Genomic DNA, 19,297 nt, shown 5'->3' with positions numbered 1-19,297 from the left:
CGTTTGAAGCGCTGCTTTTTACAACCTCACACTCGCAAACGTCGACTCGTTGCGCGCTTGGCTCATTGCCGACAGCGGGCCGGAGAGCGGTGCCAGGACCATGGCCTGAGGAATCGGCATCATCGCCACTTGTTGCGCGGTGTTGGAGCCTACGCGTTCGTCGCGTGGAGGTATGCCGAAGTATTCGCGGTAGCACTTGGAGAAGTGTGGCGTGGACACGAAGCCGCAGACCGAGGCGACTTCGATGATCGACATCGGCGTTTGCTTGAGTAACTGACGCGCACGGATCAGGCGCAGTTTCAGGTAGTAACGCGATGGCGAGCAGTGCAGGTATTTCTGGAACAGCCTTTCAAGCTGACGCCGGGAAACCGAAACGTAGACCGCCAGCTCGTCGAGGTCAATGGGCTCCTCGAGGTTGGCCTCCATCAGCGCCACGATTTCCTGCAGCTTCGGCTGGTTGGTGCCGAGCATGTGTTTAAGCGGCACACGCTGGTGATCCTGTTCGTTACGAATGCGCTCATAAACGAACATCTCCGAGATCGCGGCGGACAGCTCACGCCCGTGATCGCGACTGATCAGGTGCAGCATCATGTCCAGCGGGGCGGTGCCGCCGGAGCTGGTGAAGCGGTTACGGTCGAGGGTGAACAGGCGCGTGCTCATGGCAACACGCGGGAAAGCTTCCTGCATCGCCGCCAGACATTCCCAGTGCACGCTGCAATCGAAGCCGTCCAGAAGACCGGCACAGGCCAGCGCCCAGCTGCCGGTGCACACGGCGCCGAGGCGACGGGACTGGCGCGCCTGGCTCTGCAGCCAGCTCACGTGTTCACGGGTCACAGTGCGTTGAATACCGACGCCGCCACAAACGATCACGGTGTCCAGCACCGGCGCCTTGTGCATCGAAGCATCAGGGGTGATTTGCAGACCGTCGCTGGCCCAGACCTGGCCGCCGTCAGCGCTCAGGGTGGTCCAGCGATACAGCTCACGACCGGACAACTGGTTCGCCATGCGCAGTGGCTCAACCGCAGATGCGAGCGAGATGAGTGTGAAATTGTCCAGCAGCAGAAAGCCGATGGATTGAGGCGCACGGTTCTGGGGTTGAGCCCCGGAGTTGAACGAAGTCATCACGGTATCTCCTCACACATAAAGCGGTTGATGGCCCCAGTTAGAGGCTCTTGTTGTTTGGCTCTCGTCAGTGGAGAGCTTTGCTATTGCAACGCAAATGCCATGCCTAAAGTTGAATGGGCATTCAATAAACCCTGATTGCGACGTCGCGATGCGTCTATTCGGGAGCGACATGGCTGTTCCGATAGCGACCTATCGATCCCGAAGCCACGGAAACAAAGGGAGGGATGAGCAATTCGGTAGCACTTGTGTGAATTGCCGAAATCTCTGACGCCGACGAGTGTCACCCCAAGCACGGGTGACCGACGGCAGGCCTGTGAACGCGTGTGCAGCATGGCTTTGCGCCATGTCCACAAGGCTCACGCGCCAAAAGGCAGCGGCGGGTTTGAAACGTGATTCAAAAGCGAGCAGAACCGTTTGAGGTGGCCGCTCAGTATCCAGCGCGCCCCCGCCTTACGCTTTCGTGGGCAAGCTCACGAAAGCGTCGGAACAAGCGCCGCCGAGTCACAGGTCAGCACTCAACCGCACTGACCGCCAACCCGCCGCGCGAGGTCTCTTTGTATTTGTCATGCATATCAGCGCCGGTGTCGCGCATGGTGCGAATCACCCGGTCCAGCGAGATGAAGTGATTGCCGTCGCCACGCAGCGCCATCTGTGCGGCATTGATCGCCTTTACGGCGGCAATGGCATTGCGCTCGATGCAAGGCACTTGAACCAGGCCGCCGACCGGATCGCAGGTCAGACCCAGGTTGTGTTCCAGGCCGATTTCGGCGGCGTTGCACAATTGCGCCGGGGTTGCACCGAGGATGTCCGCCAGCCCGGCCGCCGCCATGGCACACGCCGAACCCACTTCACCCTGACACCCCACCTCGGCGCCTGAGATCGAGGCATTTTTCTTACACAGGATGCCGATCGATGCGGCACCCAGGAAATAATCCACCACGTTGGCTTCGCTGACTTCATCGCTGAATTTGACGAAGTAATGCAGCACCGCCGGAATGATCCCCGCCGCGCCGTTGGTAGGCGCCGTCACCATGCGCCCGCCCGCCGCGTTCTCTTCATTGACCGCCAGGGCGAACAGGTTGACCCATTCCATGGCGCTCAATGTCGATCCGATCACGTTTGGTTTGTTGAGCTCTTGCAGGCTGCGGTGCAGGCGCGCTGCACGCCGACGCACGTTCAGGCCGCCCGGCAAAATACCTTCATGTTTGAGGCCATGCTCCACGCAGTCCTGCATGGCGCGCCACAAGCGCATCAGGCCGGAGCGAATCTCCTCTTCGCTGCGCCAGACTTTCTCGTTCGCCATCATCAGTTCCGAGACGCGCAGGCCGTGTTTTTCGCACAGCATCAACAGCTCATCGGCACTGGAGAAATCGTAAGGCAGCACAGTGTTGTCCATGTCCAGCACGCCGCTGGCGGCTTGCGCTTCATCGACCACAAACCCGCCGCCCACCGAATAGTAGGTGTCGCGGTGCAACTCGCCGCTCACATCGAAGGCGATCAAGGTCATGGCGTTGGGATGAAAGGGCAGGTTTTCGTCGATCAGCTGCATGTCGCGCTGCCAGACGAAAGCGATCGGGTGATCGCCGTTGAGCTTCAGGGTGTCGGTTTCACGCAGTTCGGCAATGTGCTGACCGATCAGCGTCGGGTCGATTGCGTCAGGCCATTCACCCATCAAGCCCATGATCACGGCATTGTCGCTGCCGTGCCCGACGCCGGTGGCTGACAGTGATCCGTACAGGCGCACTTCAATGCGTGAAGCCGACGCCAACTGGTCGCGTTCACGCAAGCCTTGAACGAATAACGCCGCTGCGCGCATCGGCCCCACGGTGTGAGAACTGGAAGGGCCGATACCGATCTTGAACAGGTCGAACACGCTGATAGCCATTAACCGCAAACCTCCGCAAAACAGGGTTCCCGGCGCGCCAGGCGGCCGGCGACGGAACTGCTACGCTCAAGCTGCTATCCGTCGAGATGGCGGCATCATCAGCCTTTTATCTCGAAGGGCGGCGTCTCACACCGACCCACTCTTGTCCACGAACGTCGCGGCTACACAGAAGCCTCCAGGAGCACATCCCCCAGAAGAAGAGCCACTGTTTTCGACACTTTTTGCCGCATCGACACTCGAAAACCATTCGGCGACCGGGGAAAAAATCTGTAAGCGACGTCACTGACACTGGATACGACCCCCTCTGTACTGGATACGACGCACCCTGTAGGCGTTTGTTTTTCCCTGTTACATGATCGTTGTCGACTCAATCGCCAGACGCAGTGATAGAGCTGTTTTCCCACTTGACTCGCCGACACCCAAAAACGCGTCAGCCCTGACTGATGACGAGAAGAAAACACCTAAGGAGTCCAACCATGAAAGGTTCACACAAGCTATTGCTGGGCGTTGCGCTGAGTCTGCCCTTGCTGGCCCAGGCCGCAGAGCCCGAGGCGTGCAAGACAGTCAATTTTTCTGATGTAGGCTGGACCGACATTACCGCAACCACCGCCACCACCAGCGTCGTCCTTCAGTCTCTGGGCTACAAAACCAAGACCACCATGATTTCCGTACCGGTGACCTACAAGTCGCTGGCCGATGGCAAAAACATGGACGTGTTCCTCGGCAACTGGATGCCGACCATGGAAAACGACATCAAGGCTTACCGCGACGCCGGCACCGTCGAAGTGGTGCGCACCAACCTCACAGGCGCCAAATACACACTGGCCGTACCGCAAGCGCTGTACGACAAAGGCCTGCATGATTTCGCCGACATCGCCAAATTCAAGAAAGAGCTCGACGGCAAGATCTACGGCATCGAGCCTGGCAACGACGGCAACCGCCTGATCCAGAGCATGATCGACAAAGACGCATTCGGCCTGAAAACCGCGGGTTTCAAAGTCGTCGAATCGAGCGAAGCCGGCATGCTCTCCCAAGTGGACCGCGCCGCCAAGCGCGACACCGCCGTGGTGTTCCTGGGCTGGGCGCCGCACCCGATGAACAAGCGCTTCAAGATCCAGTACCTGACGGGCGGTGACGACTTCTTCGGCCCGGACTTCGGTGCCGCGACCGTGGCCACCAACACGCGCAAGGGCTACACCCAGGAGTGCAGCAACGTCGGCCAGTTGCTGAAGAACCTGCAGTTCACCGTCGACATGGAAAGCGAACTGATGGGCAACATTCTGGACGACAAGATGAAGCCTGAAGCCGCCGCCAAGGCGTGGCTGAAGAAAAACCCTCAAGTACTCGACACCTGGCTGGCGGGTGTCACCACAGTGGACGGTAAACCTGGCCTGGAAGCCGCAAAAGCCGAGCTGACGAAGTAACTCGACACGCAGGCGGGTTCGCCCGCCTGTTGTCCTCTTTTCATCCCGCACGCGGACAATCGATATCATGCTGACTGATCATAAACTCCCCCTAGGCCAGTACATCGCAGGCTTTGTCGAATGGCTGACCCAACACGGCGCCAACACATTCGACGCCATTGCCTCGACTCTGGAAACCATGATCCATGGACTGACCGCCGGTCTGACCTGGTTCAATCCTTTTGTCCTGATCGGCCTGATTGCTCTGCTTGCACACTTCATTCAGCGCAAGTGGGGCCTGACCGCCTTTGTCGTCATTTCGTTTCTGCTGATCCTGAACCTGGGGTATTGGCAGGAAACCATGGAAACCCTCGCCCAGGTGCTGTTCGCCACCCTGGTCTGCGTGGTGATTGGCGTGCCGCTGGGCATTGTTGCCGCGCACAAGCCGATGTTTTACACCTGCATGCGTCCCGTCCTCGACCTGATGCAGACGGTGCCGACGTTCGTTTACCTGATTCCAACCCTGACCCTCTTCGGGCTGGGCGTGGTACCGGGTCTGATTTCGACGGTGGTGTTCGCGATTGCCGCACCCATCCGACTGACCTACCTGGGCATCTGCGATGTCCCGCAAGAACTCCTCGACGCCGGCAAGGCCTTCGGCTGCTCCCGCCGTCAACTGCTGTCACGAATCGAACTGCCCCACGCCATGCCTAGCATCGCGGCCGGTATCACCCAGTGCATCATGCTGTCACTGTCGATGGTGGTGATCGCAGCGCTGGTGGGTGCCGACGGTCTGGGCAAACCTGTGGTCAACGCACTGAACACTGCTGATATCGCACTGGGCTTCGAAGCAGGCCTTGCGATCGTATTGCTGGCGATCATGCTCGACCGTATCTGCAAACAACCCGACGCTAAAGTGAGGGCGGACGCATGAGCATCATCAAATTCGACCAGGTAGACGTCGTCTTCTCCAAAGACCCGCGCGAGGCTCTCAAGCTGCTGGATCAGGGCCTGGCGCGGCCAGAAATCCTGAAGAAAACCGGCCAGATCGTTGGCGTGGAAAAAGCCAGCCTGGAAATCAACAAAGGCGAAATCTGCGTGCTGATGGGCTTGTCCGGCTCGGGCAAATCCAGCCTGCTGCGCTGCATCAACGGCCTGAACACGGTCAGCCGTGGTTCGCTGTTCGTCGAGCACGAAGGCAAGCAGATCAACATCGCCAACTGCACCCCGGCTGAACTGAAAATGATGCGCACCAAGCGCATCGCGATGGTGTTCCAGAAGTTTGCCCTGATGCCGTGGCTGACCGTTCGCGAAAACATCAGCTTCGGTCTGGAAATGCAGGGTCGGCCCGAGAAGGAACGTCGCCAGTTGGTGGACGAGAAACTCGAGCTGGTGGGCCTGACCCAATGGCGTAACAAGAAGCCTGACGAGCTGTCCGGCGGCATGCAGCAGCGTGTGGGCCTGGCCCGCGCGCTGGCAATGGACGCCGACATCCTGCTGATGGACGAACCGTTCTCGGCGCTCGACCCGCTGATCCGCCAAGGCCTGCAGGATGAATTGCTGGCCCTGCAGAAGAAACTGAACAAGACCATTGTGTTCGTGAGCCACGACCTGGACGAAGCCCTGAAGCTGGGCACCCGGATCGCGATCATGAAGGACGGCCGGATCATCCAGTACAGCGTGCCGGAAGAGATCGTGCTGAACCCTGCGGACGAATACGTGCGCACCTTCGTCGCCCATACCAACCCGCTCAACGTTCTGTGTGGCCGCAGCCTGATGCGTCCGATCACCGATTGCACCCGCATCAACGGGTCGCAAGTGTGCCTGGACCCGGGCGACGATTCCTGGATCGATCTGGCAGACGGCAACACGATCACAGGCCTGCGCCAGCACGGCGCGGCGGTTGACCTGCAGAGCTGGGAACCCGGTCAGGCGGTTGAGAACCTGGGTCGTCGACCGACCGTCGTGCACTCGGACATCGGCATGCGTGAAGCGCTGCAGATTCGTTACCACACCGGCAACAAGCTGGTGCTGCAAGAGAACAACAAACTGGTCGGCATCCTGGGTGACAGCGAGCTGTACCACGCGCTGCTCGGTAAAAATCACGGCTAAACGCACCACCCGACTGTAGGGGCGCGCTTGGTCTGGGCCGCATTCGGACGATTGCGTAGTGTCAGGCGCCAACGATGTTAAATGTGCCGACCTCATCGCGGGCAAGCGCGCTCCTACAGGGGAACGATCAGCAATCCGGTAAGCGCGACGTCGGAAACTGTAGGAGCGAGGCTTGTCCCGCGATCTGCCGGGAACCGGCAGCAAAGCCCAGCGAATGCGGTGTGCCTGACACCCTCAAGGTGGATGGATTTACTGCCGCTGCGCACCAGATCGCGGGACAAGCCACGCTCCTACAGGTGATTGGCTTAAGGCACGGAATCAGAGGCTTGCAGGGCCTTTCCGCACGCCCATCATTTTTTGTTGATTGAACGTTCAATAAAAAAGCACTAGACTGGGGGCCGTTTTTCAGTCTTTCACGATCACCCGGCGAGCCACGGAGACTCACAGATGCCCAAGGTCGGTATGCAACCCATTCGTCGTCAGCAGCTGATTCAGGCCACGCTTTCGGCCGTCGATCAGGTCGGGATGGGCGATGCGAGCATCGCGTTGATCGCCAAACTGGCGGGCGTCTCCAACGGCATCATCAGTCACTACTTCCAGGACAAGAACGGCCTGATCGCAGCGACCATGCGCCACCTGATGAATGCACTGATCATCAACGTTGCAGCACGCAGACAGGCACTGACCGATGACAGCCCCCGGGCGCATCTGAAAGTCATCATCGAGGGCAACTTCGACGCCAGTCAGGTCAACGGACCGGCCATGAAAACCTGGCTCGCGTTCTGGGCCACCAGCATGCATTCACCGTCGCTGCACCGGTTACAGCGCATCAACGATCACCGCCTGTATTCCAACCTGTGCTGCCAGTTTCGCCGCGTGCTGCCATTGGATGACGCACGCACCGCAGCCCGCGGCCTGGCGGCACTGATCGATGGGCTGTGGTTGCGCGGCGCGCTTTCCGGCGATGCCTTCGACACCGAACAGGCGCAACAACTCGCCTACGAGTACATGGATTTCCAATTGGCAAAAGCGGCACGCTGACACAGCCGCCCGACATCGACCGGCACTGCGCTCAGCGCACTCGGTCACCGTCATTCACAGACAACTGCGAGGACTTTATGGCCCGTTTCGAACTGCAAAAACTCTACATTGACGGTGGTTACGTCGACGCCAGCAGCGACGCGACCTTCGAAGCCATCAACCCGGCCAACGGCGAAGTGCTTGCCCAGGTCCAACGGGCCAGTCAGGCCGACGTGGAGCGCGCTGTCGTCAGCGCCGAGAAGGGCCAGAAACTCTGGGCTGCCATGACCGCCATGGAGCGCTCGCGCGTTCTGCGTCGTGCTGTCGACATCCTGCGTGAGCGCAACGATGAGCTGGCCGCGCTCGAAACCCTGGACACCGGCAAAGCGATCTCCGAAACCAAATACGTCGACATCGTGACCGGCGCGGATGTGCTGGAGTACTACGCCGGTCTGGTCCCGGCGATCGAAGGCGAACAGATTCCGCTGCGCAGCTCTTCCTTCGTTTATACCCGCCGCGAGCCGCTGGGCGTCACCGTCGGCATCGGCGCCTGGAACTACCCGATCCAGATCGCCCTGTGGAAATCCGCACCGGCACTTGCAGCCGGCAACGCGATGATCTTCAAGCCGAGCGAAGTCACCTCGCTGACCACGCTGAAACTGGCTGAGATCTACACCGAAGCCGGCTTGCCCGACGGCGTGTTCAACGTCCTGACCGGCAGCGGCCGCGAAGTCGGCACTTGGCTGACCGAGCACCCGCGCATCGAGAAAATCTCGTTCACCGGCGGCACCGACACGGGCAAGAAAGTCATGGCCAGCGCCTCCAGTTCGTCGCTCAAGGAAGTGACCATGGAGCTGGGCGGCAAGTCGCCGCTGATCATTTTCGACGACGCCGACCTGGATCGCGCCGCCGACATCGCCATGATGGCCAACTTCTACAGCTCCGGCCAGGTCTGCACCAACGGCACGCGGGTGTTCGTACCGGGCGCACTCAAGTCGGCATTCGAAGCCAAGATTCTGGAACGCGTCAATCGCATCCGCGTCGGCAACCCGGAAGATGACAACACCAACTTCGGCCCGCTGGTGAGCTTCGCGCACATGGAAAGCGTGTTGGGCTACATCGCCAAGGGCAAGGATGAAGGCGCACGCCTGTTGGTCGGTGGCGATCGTTTGACCGAGGGCGAATTCGCCAAAGGCGCATTTGTTGCGCCGACCGTTTTCACCGACTGCAAAGACGACATGACCATCGTCAAAGAAGAGATCTTCGGCCCGGTCATGAGCATCCTCAGTTATGAATCCGAGGACGAAGTGATCCGCCGCGCCAACGATACCGAAATGGGTCTGGCCGCCGGCATCGTGACCAAAGACCTGAACCGCGCCCACCGCGTGATTCACCAACTGGAAGCCGGTATCTGCTGGATCAACGCCTGGGGCGAGTCCGACGCCAAGATGCCGGTCGGTGGTTACAAGCAATCGGGTGTGGGCCGTGAGAACGGGATCAGCTCGCTGGCGCAGTACACCCGCATCAAATCGGTACAGGTCGAGCTGGGTGATTACGCGTCGGTGTTCTGACCGACGCATCATCGGTGCCGCTGAGGCAGCGCCGATATACGTGTAGGAGCCGGCTTGCTGGCGAACGCGGTGAGTCAGTCACCGATGTCGAATGACGTGACGCATTCGCCAGCAAGCCGGCTCCTACAGGCTCCAGATCGCATCTCCCCCCGCCACAACTTTCTGAACGGAGGATTTCATGCCTCAGGAATTCGATTACATCATCATTGGCGCCGGCTCTGCCGGTAACACCCTGGCAGCCCGTCTCACCGAAGACGCGGGCGTCACCGTCCTGCTGCTCGAAGCCGGCGGCCCGGATTACCGCGCCGACTTCCGCACCCAAATGCCTGCCGCGCTGGCGTTCCCGCTTCAGGGCCGTCGCTACAACTGGGCTTACGAAACCGAGCCCGAGCCGCACATGAACAACCGCCGGATGGAATGCGGTCGTGGCAAGGGCCTGGGCGGCTCGTCGCTGATCAACGGCATGTGCTACATCCGTGGCAACGCGATGGACTATGACGGCTGGGCGAAATTGCCGGGGCTGGAAGAGTGGACCTACCTCGACTGCCTGCCGTACTTCCGCAAGGCTGAAACCCGCGACATAGGCCCGAATGACTACCATGGCGGCGAAGGCCCGGTCAGCGTGACCACACCCAAAGCGGGCAACAACCCGTTGTTTGCCGCGATGGTGGAAGCCGGTGTTCAGGCGGGTTATCCCCGCACCGAAGACCTCAACGGCTACCAGCAGGAAGGCTTCGGCCCGATGGATCGCACGGTCACCCCGTTCGGTCGTCGCGCCAGCACGGCACGTGGCTACCTGGACGAGGCCAAGAAGCGCTCGACCCTGACCATCGTCACCCACGCGCTGACCGATCGCATTCTGTTCGAAGGCAAGCGCGCCGTGGGCGTGGCGTATCTGGTGGGCGACAGCGACACCCGCATCGAGGCCCGTGCGCGCAAGGAAGTCTTGCTGTGCAGCGGCGCGATTGCTTCACCTCAGGTGTTGCAACGCTCCGGCGTCGGCCCTGCCGCGCTGCTGAACAAGCTCGACATCCCTGTGGTTCATGACCTGCCGGGCGTGGGTGAAAACCTTCAGGACCACCTGGAGATGTACCTGCAATACGCTTGCAAGGAGCCGGTCTCGCTGTACCCTTCCCTGCTCTGGTGGAACCAGCCGGCCATCGGTGCCGAGTGGATGTTCCTGGGCAAAGGTATCGGCGCCAGCAACCAGTTCGAGGCGGGTGGTTTCATTCGTTCGCGCGAAGAGTTCGAGTGGCCGAACATCCAGTACCACTTCCTGCCGGTGGCGATTAACTACAACGGCAGCAAAGGCGTTCAGGAACATGGCTTCCAGGCCCACGTGGGTTCGATGCGCTCGCCGAGTCGCGGCCGCGTGCAGTTGAAGTCCAAGAACCCGCGCGACTACCCGAGCATTCTGTTCAACTACATGGCCACCGAGCAGGATTGGCAGGAGTTCCGCGACGGCATCCGCCTGACCCGCGAAATCATGCAGCAGCCTGCGCTGGACAAGTACCGGGGTCGCGAGATCAGCCCGGGCATCGAGGTGCAGACCGACGAGCAGCTTGACCAGTTCGTCCGTGAACACGCAGAGACGGCGTATCACCCGTCCTGCTCGTGCAAGATGGGCACGGATGAAATGGCCGTGGTCGACAGCGAAGGCCGTGTGCACGGGATGCAGAACCTGCGCGTGGTCGACGCCTCGATCATGCCGATCATCACCACCGGCAACCTGAATGCGCCCACGATCATGATCGCCGAAAAAATCGCCGACAAGATCCGTGGTCGCGCGCCGTTGCCGCGCAGCACCGCGAAGTACTTCGTCGCAGGCGATGCACCGGCGCGTGGCAAGCCGATGCGTGAAGCTGCCCAAACTGCGCGCTGAGCCAACCGCTCGCTTCCCGGGACAGAACCCCAACCCTGTGGGAGCGAGCTTGCTCGCGAATGCATCAGCACTGCAGCATTGAGGGTGGCTGACACTACGCATTCGCCACCGTCGTAACCTCCGGCAGCTCCTACAGAGAGTGCGTCACACACTGGATTCGTCTGACGCAAGACTCGCTCAGCGGCGAATTTCTGTGTGCTGAGCATTATCCTGTGGGAGCTCCTACAGAGAGTGCGTCACACACTGGATTCGTCTGACGCAAGACTCGCTCAGCGGCGAATTTCTGTGTGCTGAGCATTATCCTGTGGGAGCTCCTACAGAGAGTGTGTGACACACTGGATTTCCTCTGACGCGAGACTCGCTCAGCGGCGAATTTCTGGTTGCTGAGCATTATCCTGTGGGAGCTGCCGGAGGTTACGACGGTGGCGAAGAGGTCGGTACAGCCGATGCATACCCTTCTTAGCTCTCCGCCCGAAGGCTCAAGCGCGCTATGATTCGGACCATTGCCTGTCCGAATCGCCAAGGAGCCTTCCTGCATGTTCGACTTCTCCGCTCAACTCAAGCAGCGGTTCGCCGCCCTGCAGAGCAGCGCCCAGTTTTTCTCCCTGCGCTACGTCAAACAGACCAGTCAGCACCTGTCCGTGCGCAAGAACGTCGCAGAACCACCGCAGCTCAGCACCGATGAAGGCGTGATGCTCACCGTGCGCATTCGTGGCGTCGAAGCGTATGCGGCCACCAACGACCTCTCGCAACAGGGTTTACAGGCCGCGCTCGAACGGGCCGAAGCTCAGGCCCGCATGCTCGCCCCGTACTCACTGCTCGACCTGCGCGAACAGGCGGTCGCGACCAGCCGCGCCGACTACCTCTCACCCAACCTGACCAGCGCCTTCCCGTCGCTCAGCGAGTGTTACGCCCTGCTCGGCAGCGAATCAGCGTCCGTGCCCAAGGACGATCGCCTGGTCAACTGGCAAGTCAGCCTGGGGTTGGAAAACGTCGAACAGATCTACCTCAACAGTGCCGGCGCCGAGATCCGTCAGGCTCAGCGCTTTGTATTCCCCGGTCTCAGCGTCACGGCCTACGACGGCAAAGACAGCCAGACGCGTAGCCTGGGCCGCGAGAACTTCGGCCAGCAAGGCGGTGCGGAAGTCATCACCTCCTGCGGCATCATTGGGGCCGCGGCCAACGTCGCCGATCAGGCGCTGCAGTTGATCCTGGCAACCAACACCCCGAGCGGCCCTCGCGACCTGTTGCTGACGCCGGACCAGATGATCCTGCAAATCCATGAGTCCATCGGCCATCCGCTGGAGTTGGACCGCATCCTCGGTGACGAGCGCAATTACGCCGGCACCAGCTTCGTCAAAGCCAGCGACTTCGGCACCCTGCAATACGGCTCGAACCTGCTCAACGTGACCTTCGACCCGGAGATTCCCGAGCAACTGGCGAGCTATGGCTATGACGACGACGGCACCCCGGCCAGCAAGCAGTTCCTGATCAAGGACGGCATCCTCGAACGCCCTCTGGGCGGTGCGCTGTCGCAATACCGTTCCGGCATGGAAGGCGTTGCCAACAGCCGCGCCTGTAGCTGGAACCGCGCGCCCATCGACCGCATGGCCAACCTCAACATCGAGCCGGGCGATCAATCGATGGCGCAACTGATCAGCGGTATCGAGCACGGCATCTTGATGAGCACCAACCGCTCGTGGTCGATCGACGATGCGCGCAACAAATTCCAGTTCGGCTGTGAATGGGGTCAGTTGATCGAGAATGGCGAGCTCAAGGGTGTGGTGAAAAACCCGAACTACCGCGCCATTTCCGCGCAGTTCTGGCGCAACCTCAGCGCCGTTGGCGACGCGAGCACCTTCAAGGTCCTCGGCACGCCGAACTGCGGCAAAGGCGAGCCCAACCAGGTGGTGCGCGTCGGCCATGCTTCGCCCGCCTGCGTATTTGCAAACGTCGATGTTTTCGGAGGTGACGCCTGATGTCCCATCAAGCCCGATTCAATGCCTTGGCCGACTGGCTGCGCGGCGCTGTCACGCCCCAGGAACGCTTCACCCTGAGCTACAACGCCGAGGCGTCGGATTTCATTCGGTTCAACCACGCCAAAGTGCGCCAGGCCGGTCACGTGCAGCAGGCCAGCCTGCAGTTCAAATTGATCGAAGACGGTCGGCACGCCGACCTGAACCTGACGCTGTCCGGCGACGAAACCGTGGACCGTCAGCGCCTGAACGAAGCACTGCACCAACTTCGCGAAACCCTGACGCTGCTGCCGGTCGACCCTTATCTGCTGCTCAACGACGACGCCTGGCAAAGCAGCAATGTTCAGGACGCGCCGTTGCCCAACAGCGCCCGCGTGGTCGAACAGATCGCGCAACTGGGCGAAGGCCTAGACCTGGTCGGCATCTACGCCGCTGGGCCGATCTATCGCGGATTCGCCAGCTCCAGCGGCGCGCTGGGTTGGCATCAGGCAAACAGCTTTAACGTTGACTGGAGCCTGTTCCACGAAAACGGTCAGGCCGTGAAGGCCAACTACGCGGGTCACGCGTGGGACGACGAGGCATTCGCCCGACGCTTCACCCTTGCCCGCGAGCAGCTGGAGTTTCTGGGGCATCCTTCGCACCCGCTGCCGCCAGGCCAGTACCGGGCGTATCTGGCGCCTGCCGCACTGGAAGAAGTCATGAGCATGCTGTGCTGGGGCGGTTTCTCGGCGCAATCGCTGGCGGACAAGACCAGTCCGCTGCAGCGTCTTTATGACGGTCATGCGACGCTGAATCCGTTGGTGAGCCTGGGTGAGCAGGTCACGGGCTCATTGTCGCCAGCGTTCTCGAGTGAAGGTTATCCACGCGCCGACCTGTCGCTGGTGGTCGACGGTGTTGCGAAGGATCGCCTGATCGACTCACGCAGCGCGGCCGAGTACAACCTGACCGCCAACGGCGCCGGCTGGGGCGAATCGCCCAGCGCGCTGAGCATGAACGGCGGCTCGTTGGCCCTGGACGATGTGCTCAAGGCGCTGGGCACCGGGCTGTACATCAGCAACCTGTGGTACCTGAACTTCTCCGACCGCACCGCCGGACGAATCACCGGGATGACCCGCTTTGCGACGTTCTGGGTGGAGAACGGCAAGATCAAGGCGCCAGTGAGCACCATGCGCTTCGACGACAGTCTTTTCAGTCTGCTGGGCAGCGCCCTCGAGCAATTGACCAGTGAAAGGGAACTCATCCTGTCGGCGAGTACCTACAGTCAACGTCAGACGGCCTCGAATCTGCTGCCGGGCGCATTGGTGAGCAGGCTGACGTTGACCCTCTAGCCAGACGCAATCCATGTAGGAGCGCGCTTGCCCGCGATTGCGGTGGGCCTGTGATGTAGATGTCGCCTGACACACCGCAATCGCGGGCAAGCGCGCTCCTACAGGAACTGCGAGACTTCCCCAAGTTATACACAACCAGTAAGGACCTCGAACTTCACATGCCGACCTCGACGCCGCCACTGGACGCCCGAACCCTGCGCTGGATGCCCTGGGTCATCGCCATTGCGTTTTTCATGCAAAGCCTGGACGGCACGATTCTCAACACGGCCCTGCCGTCCATGGCCCGTTCGCTGTCCGAAGACCCGCTGCGCATGCAGTCGGTGATCATCGCGTACATGCTGACGATTGCCTTGCTGATTCCCGCGTCGGGGTGGATTTCCGACCGGTTCGGGATCAAGCGCATTTTCTTCAGCGCCATCTTGCTGTTCAGCTTTGGCTCGCTGCTGTGTGCGGCCGCCAACTCCCTCGGCATGCTGGTTACCGCGCGGGTGGTGCAGGGTCTGGGCGGCGCTCTGATGATGCCGGTGGGCCGGTTGATCGTGCTACGCGCTTACCCGCGAGCCGAGCTGGTGCGCATCCTGAGCTTCATCACCATGCCCGCCCTGCTCGGCCCGCTGATGGGTCCGACGGTGGGCGGTTGGCTGGTGGAATACTTGAGCTGGCACTGGATCTTTCTGATCAACATTCCGGTCGGCATCCTGGGATGCTTCGCCGTGCGCAAGTTCATCCCGGACCTACAGGGTGGCGGTCGCACGCGTTTCGATCTGGTGGGGTTTGCGCTGTTCGGCGCATCGATGGTGCTGATCACCATCGCCCTGGAAGGCTTGGGCGAACTGCGTCTGCCGCACCTGCGCGTGGTGATGCTGCTGTTCGGCGGGATGGCGTGCCTGGCCGCGTACTGGTTGCGCGCCGGCCACGTGGAGTCGCCGCTGTTTTCGGCCTCGCTGTTTCGCACCCGAAGTTTCGCCGTCGGCATCATGGGCAACCTGTTCGCACGACTGGGCAGCGGTGCGTTGCCCTTTCTCGTGCCCTTGATGCTGCAAGTGGCGCTGGGTTACTCGCCCTCCCACGCCGGGATGAGCATGATCCCGCTGGCGCTGGCGGCAATGTTCGCCAAACCGCTGGCCACCCGGGCCATCGAGCGTCTGGGGTATCGTATTGTCCTGACCGGCAACACGCTGCTGCTCGGGATCCTGCTGGCGAGCATGGCGCTGGTCGATGCCGACACGCCGTACTGGGTATTGCTGATTCATCTGGCGTTTTTGGGCGGTGTGAACTCGCTGCAGTTCTCGGCGATGAATGCGGTCACGCTGATCGATCTCGATGACGCCAGCGCAGCCAGCGGCAACAGCCTGCTTTCCGTGGTGGCTCAGTTGTCCCTGAGCCTGGGCGTCGCCTGCGCGGCCGCGTTGCTGGGCGGGTTTACGGACGACGTGTCGACCGGCGAGGTCAGCAGCGTGCTGGGTGCATTCCAGCTGACGTTCCTGTGCGTGGGCGTGCTGGCCATGCTGGCGGCGTCGATTTTCCTGCAGCTTTCACCGCGCATGCCACCGGAAATTCCGCCACGCAAGCCACAGACCGAGCCGGAAATCGAGGCGTGATGCGATCCGCTGGCTAAACGCGGATCTATTGTGGGAGCGAATTCATTCGCGAGAGGCCGGTGCATCCGACACATGTCTGTCGGCCTTAGAACTTTTCGCGAATGAATTCGCTCCCACAGGGAACCGATGGTTACAGGACAAACGCGAAAAATGAACCGCCCAATTCCCCCACCATTTATCGCCCGCGCCCCCAAGGCAGGGCCCGCGACCTGATACACTGCGCGACATTTTGTTTTGCAGGCCACCCTTGTGACTAACACCGCGTTCAATTCACTGCCCCTTTCCGCTGCCATGCTGGCTAACCTGGAATCCCTTGGTTATGCCGAGATGACGCCGATTCAGGCGCAGAGCCTGCCGGTGATGCTCAAGGGCATGGACCTGATTGCCCAGGCCAAAACCGGCTCCGGCAAGACGGCGGCCTTCGGTATCGGCCTGCTGAACCCGATCAATCCGCGCTACTTCGGCTGCCAGGCACTGATCCTGTGCCCGACCCGTGAGCTGGCGGATCAGGTCGCCAAGGAAATCCGTCGTCTGGCCCGCGCCGAAGACAACATCAAGGTCCTGACCCTGTGCGGCGGCGTGTCCTTCGGCCCGCAGATCGGCTCGCTGGAGCACGGCGCGCACATCATCGTCGGCACGCCGGGCCGCATCCAGCAGCACTTGCGCAAAGGCTCGTTGGTGCTGGACGGCCTGAACACGCTGGTCCTCGACGAAGCCGACCGCATGCTCGACATGGGTTTCTATGACTCGATCGCGGACATCATCGAGCAGACCCCGGAGCGCCGTCAGACGTTGCTGTTCTCCGCCACCTACCCGGTCGGCATCAAGCAACTGGCCTCCAAGTTCATGCGCGATCCGCAGACCGTGAAGGTCGAAGCGCTGCACGCCGACAGCCAGATCGAGCAGATTTTCTACGAGATTTCCCCTGAGCAACGCCTGGAAGCGGTGGTGAAGGTCCTCGACCATTTCCGTCCGCAGTCCTGCGTGGCGTTCTGTTTCACCAAGCAGCAGGTTCAGGAAGTGGTCGATCACCTGACCGCCAAAGGCATGTCGGCGGTGGGCCTGCACGGTGACCTGGAGCAGCGTGATCGCGATCAGGTGCTGGCGATGTTCGCCAACCGCAGCACCTCGGTACTGGTCGCAACTGACGTGGCCGCCCGCGGTCTGGACATCGATGCCCTGGACATGGTGATCAACGTCGAGCTGGCCCGTGACTCGGAAATCCACATTCACCGCGTCGGCCGTACCGGTCGCGCAGGCGAGACCGGCATCGCCGTCAGTCTCGTTGCGCCGGGCGAAAGCCAGCGTGCACGCGCCGTGGAAGAACTGCAGAAAGCGCCTCTTAACTGGCAACAGTACGACCAGCTGACGCGCAAAGAAGGCGGCAAGCTGCTGCCCCCAATGACGACCCTCTGCATCGGCTCGGGCCGCAAGGACAAACTTCGTCCGGGCGACATCCTTGGCGCGCTGACGGGCGAAGCGGGTGTTCCGGGCACTCAGGTCGGCAAGATCGCGATTTTCGATTTCCAGGCTTATGTGGCGGTCGAGCGCAGCATCGCCAAGCAGGCGCTGGAGCGTCTGAACAACGGCAAGATCAAGGGCAAGTCGTTGCGGGTGCGGATTTTGTAAGCATCCGAAACGCCGCATTTGATCGTTCCCACGCTCTGAGTGGCGACGCGGAGCGTCGCACCATGCGTTCCCACGCAGAGCGTGGGAACGATCAAGCCTTCTGACACACCACCGATTCTCCTGAGGACACCGCTTTGCCCGTTACTGACGTTGTGATCATCGGCGCTGGCGCCGCAGGTTTGATGTGTGCGTTTACCGCGGCCAATCGTGGCCGCAAGGTCATGCTGATCGATCACGCGAACAAGCCGGGCAAGAAAATCCTCATGTCAGGCGGTGGCCGCTGCAACTTCACCAATATGTACACCGAGCCCGCCAACTTCCTCTCGCAAAATCCGCACTTCTGCAAATCCGCGCTGGCCCGCTACACCCAGTGGGATTTCATTGAGCTGGTCGGTAAACACGGCGTGCCGTACCACGAGAAGAAACTCGGCCAGCTGTTCTGCGACAACAAGTCCAGCGACATTCTTGGCCTGTTGCTGAGCGAGTGCGAGGCCGCAGGCGTCAGCTTGCACATGGACACGTCGGTGCAGACCATCGAGAAAACCGAGACCGGCTACCTGCTGAGCACGACTCTGGGCGACATCAGCTGCGAGTCGCTGGTGATCGCCACGGGTGGCCTGTCGATTCCGACACTGGGCGCCACAGGCTTCGGCTATCAGGTCGGCAAGCAGTTCGGTCACACCCTGCTGCCGACCCGCGCAGGCCTGGTGCCATTCACCATCACCGATCAGCTCAAAGCGCTGTGCACCGAACTGACCGGCACTTCGGTGGACTGCCTCGTGAGCTGCAACGACGTCAGCTTCCGCGAGAACATCCTGTTCACCCATCGCGGCCTCAGCGGTCCGGCAATCTTGCAGATTTCTTCGTTCTGGCATCCGGGCGATGCCGTGGAAATCAACCTGATGCCCGATCACGACGCCCACCGCTGGTTGACCGAGCAACAAGCCGAACGCCCCAACAGCGAGCTGAAAACCCTGCTCGGCGAGATCTTCACCAAGAAGATGGCCAACCTGATTGCAGACCAGTGGTTCGTGTCCAGACCGATGAAGCAATACACCCACGCCGAACTGGCCGACATCGCCAATAAGCTGTCGAGCTGGCAAGTGGTTCCCGCCGGGACCGAAGGCTATCGCACGGCCGAAGTGACGCTGGGCGGGATCGACACGCGGGAGGTGTCGTCCAAAACCATGGAGTCGCTTAAATCGCCGAAGCTGTACTTCATCGGAGAAGTGCTGGACGTCAGCGGGCATCTGGGCGGCTTCAACTTTCAGTGGGCCTGGGCTTCCGCGTATGCGGCGGCGCAGTACGTCTGAGCCGGCTCCCCGGATTGTGACGCGATGACGCGGTCCCTGTAGGAGCAATCCGAGGTTACGAGGGTCGCGAAGAGGCCGGGGCAGTCAACACACCTCTGGCCGCTGAAAAACCGCATTCGCCACCGTCGTAACCTCCGGCAGCTCCTACAAGGGTACTTCCTGATACCCCCGCAGGTTTGTGTCGGATACTTTGTGCCGGACAGATGGCACCACGCGGTCTCTGTAGGAGCAATCCGAGGTTACGAGGGTCGCGAAGAGGCCGGGGCAGTCGACACACCTCTGGCAGCTGAAAGACCGCATTCGCCACCGTCGTAACCTCCGGCAGCTCCTACAGGGGTACTACCGGATACTCCAACAGGTTTGGTGTCGGATGCTCCCACGGTTTTTGTGTCGGGCAGGAACGATGGCACAACGCGGTCTCTGTAGGAGCAATCCGAGGTTACGAGGGTCGC

13 protein-coding genes are annotated in these 19,297 nt (G+C 61.1%); 11 read left to right on the top strand and 2 right to left on the bottom strand.

Features of this window, described 5'->3' with window-relative positions; all coding sequences use genetic code 11:
* Window positions 1-18: 18 nt before the first annotated feature.
* Both gbdR and BLS87_RS07640 read right to left on the bottom strand, forming a co-directional pair.
* Window positions 19-1,122 carry a choline metabolism transcriptional regulator GbdR gene (gene gbdR / locus BLS87_RS07645; protein ID WP_074751715.1) on the bottom strand — a complete coding sequence of 368 codons (1,104 nt, stop codon included), beginning with the start codon at window positions 1,120-1,122 and terminating at the stop codon, window positions 19-21.
* A gap of 511 nt (window positions 1,123-1,633) precedes the next feature.
* Window positions 1,634-3,010 (bottom strand): L-serine ammonia-lyase, encoded by a 1,377-nt coding sequence (locus BLS87_RS07640; protein WP_074751712.1) that lies wholly within the window; start codon window positions 3,008-3,010, stop codon window positions 1,634-1,636.
* Between the two features lie 476 nt (window positions 3,011-3,486).
* On the opposite strand from BLS87_RS07640, the gene BLS87_RS07635 reads away from it, so the two are divergent.
* The 11 genes from BLS87_RS07635 to BLS87_RS07585 all read left to right on the top strand — a co-directional run bounded on the left by BLS87_RS07635 (window position 3,487) and on the right by BLS87_RS07585 (window position 18,845).
* Window positions 3,487-4,434, top strand: a complete 948-nt coding sequence (locus BLS87_RS07635; protein WP_074751710.1) for a choline ABC transporter substrate-binding protein — start codon at window positions 3,487-3,489, stop codon at window positions 4,432-4,434.
* Between the two features lie 64 nt (window positions 4,435-4,498).
* A complete protein-coding gene (choW, locus tag BLS87_RS07630; RefSeq protein WP_208605151.1) occupies window positions 4,499-5,347 on the top strand; it encodes a choline ABC transporter permease subunit in 849 nt (282 codons plus the stop codon).
* Window positions 5,344-6,525, top strand: coding sequence for a choline ABC transporter ATP-binding protein (choV, locus tag BLS87_RS07625; RefSeq protein ID WP_074751706.1), 1,182 nt, complete (start codon window positions 5,344-5,346; stop codon window positions 6,523-6,525). The genes choW and choV overlap by 4 nt, the downstream gene beginning before the upstream one ends.
* 447 nt (window positions 6,526-6,972) lie before the next feature.
* Entirely contained in the window at window positions 6,973-7,566 is a 594-nt protein-coding gene (betI, locus tag BLS87_RS07620) for a transcriptional regulator BetI (RefSeq protein ID WP_074751704.1), read from the top strand.
* Window positions 7,567-7,643: 77 nt separating this feature from the next.
* Window positions 7,644-9,116 (top strand): betaine-aldehyde dehydrogenase, encoded by a 1,473-nt coding sequence (gene betB / locus BLS87_RS07615; protein ID WP_074751702.1) that lies wholly within the window; start codon window positions 7,644-7,646, stop codon window positions 9,114-9,116.
* 178 nt (window positions 9,117-9,294) lie between these two features.
* The gene (gene betA, locus BLS87_RS07610; RefSeq protein WP_074751700.1) at window positions 9,295-10,998 is read left to right on the top strand and encodes a choline dehydrogenase; all 1,704 of its coding nucleotides are present in this window, start codon (window positions 9,295-9,297) and stop codon (window positions 10,996-10,998) included.
* A gap of 536 nt (window positions 10,999-11,534) precedes the next feature.
* Entirely contained in the window at window positions 11,535-12,977 is a 1,443-nt protein-coding gene (locus tag BLS87_RS07605; RefSeq protein ID WP_074751698.1) for a TldD/PmbA family protein, read from the top strand.
* Window positions 12,977-14,302 carry a TldD/PmbA family protein gene (locus BLS87_RS07600; protein WP_074751696.1) on the top strand — a complete coding sequence of 442 codons (1,326 nt, stop codon included), beginning with the start codon at window positions 12,977-12,979 and terminating at the stop codon, window positions 14,300-14,302. The genes BLS87_RS07605 and BLS87_RS07600 overlap by 1 nt, the downstream gene beginning before the upstream one ends.
* Window positions 14,303-14,460: 158 nt before the next feature.
* Window positions 14,461-15,903 carry a multidrug transporter subunit MdtD gene (mdtD, locus tag BLS87_RS07595; RefSeq protein WP_074751694.1) on the top strand — a complete coding sequence of 481 codons (1,443 nt, stop codon included), beginning with the start codon at window positions 14,461-14,463 and terminating at the stop codon, window positions 15,901-15,903.
* 249 nt (window positions 15,904-16,152) lie between these two features.
* On the top strand, window positions 16,153-17,532 hold the full coding sequence (gene dbpA / locus BLS87_RS07590; protein WP_074751692.1) for an ATP-dependent RNA helicase DbpA: 1,380 nt from the start codon (window positions 16,153-16,155) through the stop codon (window positions 17,530-17,532).
* 134 nt (window positions 17,533-17,666) lie between these two features.
* Complete coding sequence (locus tag BLS87_RS07585; RefSeq protein WP_074751690.1) at window positions 17,667-18,845, top strand: BaiN/RdsA family NAD(P)/FAD-dependent oxidoreductase; 1,179 nt, start codon at window positions 17,667-17,669, stop codon at window positions 18,843-18,845.
* The last annotated feature ends 452 nt before the right edge of the window (window positions 18,846-19,297 follow it).

Source organism: Pseudomonas abietaniphila, assembly GCF_900100795.1.
GTDB classification, from domain to species: domain Bacteria; phylum Pseudomonadota; class Gammaproteobacteria; order Pseudomonadales; family Pseudomonadaceae; genus Aquipseudomonas; species Aquipseudomonas abietaniphila.
The sequence above is the reverse complement of the archived record's forward strand: the minus strand, read 5'-3'. Positions and strand labels throughout refer to the sequence as shown.